The organism is Phenylobacterium sp., from assembly GCF_044236515.1.
GTDB lineage: Bacteria > Pseudomonadota > Alphaproteobacteria > Caulobacterales > Caulobacteraceae > Phenylobacterium.
This window is the reverse complement of the sequence record NZ_JBIIGK010000168.1, coordinates 1-5,727: the sequence shown is the minus strand read 5'-3', so window position 1 is coordinate 5,727 and position 5,727 is coordinate 1. Positions and strand designations below refer to the sequence as shown.

5 protein-coding genes are annotated in these 5,727 nt (G+C 69.8%); 3 read left to right on the top strand and 2 right to left on the bottom strand.

The features are described 5' to 3' along the window. Together ACILRF_RS13885 and typA are read left to right on the top strand one after the other, a co-directional pair. A partial coding sequence (locus ACILRF_RS13885; RefSeq protein WP_395673879.1) for an N-formylglutamate amidohydrolase occupies positions 1–714 on the top strand: 714 nt, incomplete at its 5' end. Between the two features lie 400 nt (positions 715–1,114). Beyond that, positions 1,115–2,947 carry a translational GTPase TypA gene (gene typA / locus ACILRF_RS13880; protein WP_395673877.1) on the top strand — a complete coding sequence of 611 codons (1,833 nt, stop codon included), beginning with the start codon at positions 1,115–1,117 and terminating at the stop codon, positions 2,945–2,947. A gap of 185 nt (positions 2,948–3,132) precedes the next feature. On the opposite strand, the gene ACILRF_RS13875 is transcribed toward typA, so the two are convergent. Beyond that, a complete protein-coding gene (locus ACILRF_RS13875; protein WP_395673875.1) occupies positions 3,133–3,594 on the bottom strand; it encodes a hypothetical protein in 462 nt (153 codons plus the stop codon). Positions 3,595–3,727: 133 nt separating this feature from the next. On the opposite strand from ACILRF_RS13875, the gene ACILRF_RS13870 reads away from it, so the two are divergent. After that, positions 3,728–4,897 (top strand): aminotransferase, encoded by a 1,170-nt coding sequence (locus tag ACILRF_RS13870; RefSeq protein WP_395673873.1) that lies wholly within the window; start codon positions 3,728–3,730, stop codon positions 4,895–4,897. On the opposite strand, the gene ACILRF_RS13865 is transcribed toward ACILRF_RS13870, so the two are convergent. Next, a partial coding sequence (locus tag ACILRF_RS13865; RefSeq protein WP_395673871.1) for an extensin family protein occupies positions 4,883–5,727 on the bottom strand: 845 nt, incomplete at its 5' end. The genes ACILRF_RS13870 and ACILRF_RS13865 overlap by 15 nt on opposite strands.

The window sequence follows — 5,727 nt, the reverse complement described above, 5'->3', positions numbered from 1 at the left end:
GAGGACGCCTTCGTCGACGACCTGATCGCCGGCGCCGTCGATCTCGGCGTGCCGCTGATCACCGCCCGGTTCGCCCGCGCCTACATCGACCTCAACCGCGAGCCGTTCGAACTCGACGCCAACATGTTCGCCGACGAGTTGCCGGAGTTCGCCCGGGCCCGCACCGCGCGGGTGGCGGCCGGCCTCGGGGCCATCGCCCGCGTGGTCTCGGAGGGCCAGGAGATCTACGCCCGCAAGCTGCAGTTCGCTGAGGCCCGGGCGCGCATCGACGGGGCGCACCAGCCCTACCACGCCGCCCTGCGGGGCCTGCTTGACGAGGCCCAGGCCGCACATGGCTTCGCCATCCTCATCGACTGGCATTCCATGCCGGCGGCGGCGGCGCGCGCCGGGCGGCGCGACCGGCCGAGCGACTTCGTGCTCGGCGACCGCTTCGGCGCCGCCTGTAGCGAGACCCTGATCTCGCGCGTCGAGCGGGAGCTCGCCCGCTTCGGTTATCGGGTGGCGCGTAACAGCCCGTACGCCGGCGGCTACACCACCGAGCATTACGGCCGCCCCGCGCGAGGGGTCCACGCCCTGCAGATCGAGATCAACCGCGGCCTCTATATGGACGAGGCCCGCCTGTCCCGGACCGCCGGCTTCGAGGTCCTCAAGCCGCGCCTTGAGGCGGTCACCGCCGCCCTCGCCTCCGCCGACTGGGCCGGGCTTCGCGCCTGAGCGCCGCCCGGCGCGGGCAAGGACCGGCCAGATCAAAAAAAAGGCCGCGCCCGAAGGCGCGGCCAGTTCATTAGGGAGGAAACGCCCAGGAAGGGCAGAAGCGGCAGCGCCGCCTCACAAGCGGGGATATACTGTGCGATGCACAAAAGGGCAAGCGCCTGCGCTAAGAATGTCACGCTCACGTTTCGTGACAGATAATTAGCATTGCTTTTTCAGCACCTTATATCCGAGTCGGTCACAAATATCGTCAGTGTGCAGCGCAACAAAGCGGCGCCGTGGCGGTTTGGGCGCGGCCTGCGGCCTGGGGCCCGGCGTCGCGGATGCGAACTGGCGCTGGGCATAAGGCGCAGCCTCGCCTACAAGCCGGCCTTCCTTGAAAGACGAGACTGCTCGCCTCCCCATGTCGCTCCGCAACATCGCCATCATCGCCCACGTCGACCACGGCAAGACCACCCTTGTCGACCAGCTCCTCGCCCAGTCCGGCGTCTTCCGCGCCAATGAGGCGACGGTCGAGCGCGCCATGGACTCTAACGACCAGGAGCGCGAGCGCGGGATCACCATCCTGGCCAAGTGCACGAGCGTGCTCTGGAACGGCAAGGCCGGCGAGACCCGCATCAACATCATCGACACCCCCGGCCACGCCGACTTCGGCGGCGAGGTCGAGCGGATCCTCGGAATGGTCGACGGCTGCGTCCTGCTGGTCGACGCCGAAGAAGGCGTCATGCCGCAGACCAAGTTCGTGCTGACCAAGGCCCTCAAGATGGGCCTCAAGCCGATCCTCTGCATCAACAAGGTCGACCGCGCCCACGCTGATCCCGACCGCGTGCACCTGGAGACCATCGACCTGTTCAGCGCCATCGGCGCGACGGACGAGCAGCTGAACTTCCCGCACATCTACGCCTCGGGCCGCAACGGCTGGGCGACGATGGACCTCAACCAGCCGAACGATAACCTGGGGCCCCTGTTCGACCTGATCGTCGACCACGTGCCGCCGCCGGCGGTCGAGGCCAACAAGGACAAGCCGTTCCGCATCCTGAACGTCCTGATCGAAAGCGACCCGTTCCTCGGGCGCCTGCTGACCGGCCGCATCGAGAGCGGCAAGGCCGTGGCCGGCCTGGCCATCAAGGCCCTGGACCGCGACGGCAAGCAGATCGAACAGGGCCGGATCACCAAGGTCCTGGCCTTCCGCGGCCTGAAGCGCCAGCCGGTCGACGAGGGCGCCGAGGCTGGCGACATCGTCGCCATCGCCGGCATGTCCAAGGCCACCGTCGCCGACACGCTTTGCGCGCTTGAAGTGACCGAGCCGCTGGACGCCCAGCCGATCGACCCGCCGACCATCTCGATGACCGTCGGCGTCAACGACAGCCCGCTGGCCGGCCGCGAGGGCGACAAGGTCCAGTCGCGGGTCATCCGTGACCGCCTGCTGAAGGAAGCCGAGGCCAACGTCGCCATCCGCGTCACTGAGACCCCGGGCGCCGACGCCTACGAGGTCGCCGGCCGCGGCGAACTGCAGCTCGGCGTGCTGGTCGAAAACATGCGCCGCGAGGGCTTCGAGCTGTCGATCTCGCGTCCGCGGGTGGTCTATCAGACCGGCGAGAACGGCGAGCGGCTGGAGCCGATCGAGGACGTCGTCGTCGACGTCGACGACGAGTTCACCGGCATCGTCATCGAGAAGCTGTCGGCGCGGAAGGCCGAGCTGAAGGACATGGGCCCGTCGGGAGCGGGCAAGACCCGCATCCAGCTCAACTGCCCGTCGCGTTCGCTGATCGGCTACCAGGGCGAGTTCCTGACCGACACCCGCGGCTCCGGCGTGCTGAACCGCGTCTTCAGCCACTACGAGCCGCACAAGGGCCCGATCGAAGGCCGCCAGAAGGGCGTGCTGATCTCCAACTCGGACGGCGAGACGGCGGCCTATGCGCTGTGGAACCTCGAGGACCGCGGCGTGATGTTCGTCGGCGCCGGCGAGAAGACCTACCAGGGCATGATCATCGGCGAGAACTCCCGCTCGGACGACCTCGACGTCAACCCGATCAAGGGCAAGCAGCTGACCAACGTGCGCGCCTCCGGCAAGGACGAGGCGGTCCGCCTGACCCCGCCGCGCAAGCTGACCCTCGAACAAGCGATCGCCTACATCGACACCGACGAGCTGGTCGAGGTGACGCCGAAGTCGATCCGCCTGCGCAAGGAAGTGCTGAACCCGAGCTTCCGCAAGAAGCGCGCCCGAGAGGACTGAGGCCCAGGGACGAGCGTGGGGGGCGGCCCCGGTCGTCCTTCTGTTCTATGTTTGCTCTGTGTCCGGCGACCGCCGCTGTTAGTCTTGAGGGCTGACGGCAGGAGGGCGGCTATGCGGCGGCTTACGGTTCGGGAACGGGCGAAGCTGGAAGGCTTCCCCCTCCGCCCGATCTCGAAAACCTGCGGCTAGAAACAGCCGGCCAAACGCAGTTCGGGGCCGTCGTAGCTTCGCGCCGTTCCGTGCGGGCGGAGCGGCAGAACGAGGCCGTTCATGGCGAAGGCTTCCGCCACCAGGCACAGGGCGCCGCCGAGCGCCCCGGGCGGCTCGGTGGCGGTGAGGCGGGTCAGGGCGTCGTCGACGCTGCGATAGTCGTCGGCCTGGGCGCTGGCGAAGGCGCAGAGGATCAGGTCCTCATCGTCCGTGCGCTGGGTCGAGGCCGGCGGCGACAGGTCGATGCGCCGGCGGCCGTGCAGGCGAAGCTGCTGGACAAAGACGGTGAAGGCGCGGAACGCCTGGGCGCCGGCGCAGCCGCAGGCCTCTTCGAACCGCACCCGCGAGCCGGCGCACTCGGCGCCCGCCAGCAGCTGGCGGAAGGTGCGAAGCAACAGGCGCTCGCCGCTGGTGCCGTCCCAATCGAGTTCGTCCATCGAGGTCGCTCCTCATCCCGCGCGACTCCGACGCTAGCGAAGTTGCAATTCATTCGCAACAACACATCGCAGCAGTGAGGGTTCGCCGCGGCGGGCCTTGCGGCCCCGCCCCCGCCCCCTAAGCTCTCTCCCTATGCCCGACCCGATCTTCTCCCGTCTGCCGGCCACCGTGTTCGAGGAGATGAGCGGCCTCGCCCGCCAGCATTCGGCGATCAACCTCGGGCAGGGGTTTCCTGACGCGCCGGGGCCCCTGGCGATCCGCGAGCGGGCGGCCCAGGCGGTGCTGGAAGGCGACAACCAGTATCCGCCGATGACCGGCCTGCCCGCCCTGCGCGAGGCGGTGGCCGGCCATTATGGCCGCACGCAGGCGCTCGACCTCGACTGGGCGAGCGAGATCACCATCACCTCCGGGGCGACGGAGGCCCTGGCGGCCGCCTTTCTCAGCCTGATCGAACCCGGTGACGAGGTGGTTGTGTTCCAGCCGATCTACGACGCCTACCTGCCGATGATCCGCCGGGCGGGCGGGGTCCCGCGCCTGGTGCGGTTGGAGCCGCCGCACTGGCGCCTCGACCGGGCGGTGCTCCAGGCGGCGTTCACACCGAAGACCCGCCTGGTCGTCTTCAACAATCCGATGAACCCGGCCGGGACCGTCGCCCCTGAGGGCGACCTCGAACTGCTCGCCGAGTTGTGCGTCCGCCACGACGTCATCGCCATCAGCGACGAGGTCTGGGAGCAAGTGGTGTTCGCCCCGGCCCGGCACCGGCCGCTGATGTGCCTGCCTGGCATGCGCGAGCGGTGCGTGAAAATCGGCTCGGCCGGCAAGATGTTCGGCCTGACCGGCTGGAAGGTCGGCTTCCTGTGCGCCGCGCCGGACCTGACCCGCACGCTGGCCCGCGCCCACCAGTTCCTGACCTTCACCACGCCGCCGAACCTCCAGGCCGCGGTGGCCTTCGGCCTCGAGAACCTGTCGGACTGGTTCGAGACCATGCCCGTCGAGATGGCCGCCTCGCAGGCGCGGTTGGCCGAGGGCCTGCGGCGCGAAGGCTTCGCCGTTCTGGAAAGCGCCGGCACCTACTTCCTCAACGTCGACCTCGCCGGCTCCGGCGTCCGGGAGGCCGACCGCGCGTTCGCCCTGCGGTCCGTGACAGAGGCGGGCGTGGCGGTGATCCCGGTCTCGGCCTTCTATGAGGCGGACCCGGTGACCTCCATCGTCCGCCTGTGCTTCGCCAAGCAGGACGCGGTGCTGGACGCGGGCGTCGAACGGCTGGCCCGGGCCCGGGAGCTCAGCCTAGCGGCAGATTGAGAACCGCCCGTAGTCGAGGTGCAGGTGGTCGGCGTGGGCGGCGTTGTAGTCCGGGCTCAGCACCGTGCGGAACGGGCCGCAGGCGGCCGAGCGCACCCGGCGCAGGAAGCGGCCCTCGGCATCCTCGCCCCGAAAGTCGCCCAGCACGCTGATCCGCCGCCCCCCGTCGGTGCGGAAGGCGGCGACATCCAGGGCGTTGGCGAAGGCGTGTTCGCTGCGCCGACCCTCGGCGCGGCCATAGACGTTGCGGCAGGCGTAGGTCCCGTAGTGTTCGACGCGGGCGATGCGTGTCCCCAGCAACTCTTGCGCCGCCGGCTGCACCTCGTGACGGAGCCACCAGGCGTAGGCGAGGCTCAACGGACAGGTCGCCACCGGCGCCGCGGGCGACAGCCTCTGGCCCTCCAGCCGCAGGGTGTTCCCGGTCGCACAGCCGCCGCGCACCCGGTCCGGCTCCTCGATGTAATCCACGCCGCCGTCCCTCAGGGCGGCCCGGCACAGCGCCGGATCGGCGGCGGCCCTCGCCAGCTGGACCCCGGTGGCGAGGCCCGGCGGCCGATCGAGACGGAACGGCTTCCACGGCAGGTCCTGCGGCGGCGCCCACAGGTTGACGCAGGCCGCCGCCGCGAGGGTCGCCAGGGCCAGATCGACCACGGTCGTCCAGAGGCCGCCCAGCGCGACGGCCTCGTCGGAGGCGGGCTTCAGCGGGCGCAATCGGAACGGCACCGCCGCTGAACGAGTGGCGCGGCTCGCGAGTTCAGCTTCCAGTTCCTGCGGGTTCGGGGAGGAATAGGCCCTTGCCGGAACCCTCGCGGGCCAATAACTCCGAAGAC

What these genes read in the sequence shown, in the direction of transcription:
- typA (WP_395673877.1), top strand. Translation starts at nt 1,115, where the DNA reads ATGTCGCTCCGCAACATCGCCATCATCGCCCACGTCGACCACGGCAAG.
- ACILRF_RS13875 (WP_395673875.1), bottom strand. Translation starts at nt 3,594, where the DNA reads ATGGACGAACTCGATTGGGACGGCACCAGCGGCGAGCGCCTGTTGCTT.
- ACILRF_RS13870 (WP_395673873.1), top strand. Translation starts at nt 3,728, where the DNA reads ATGCCCGACCCGATCTTCTCCCGTCTGCCGGCCACCGTGTTCGAGGAG.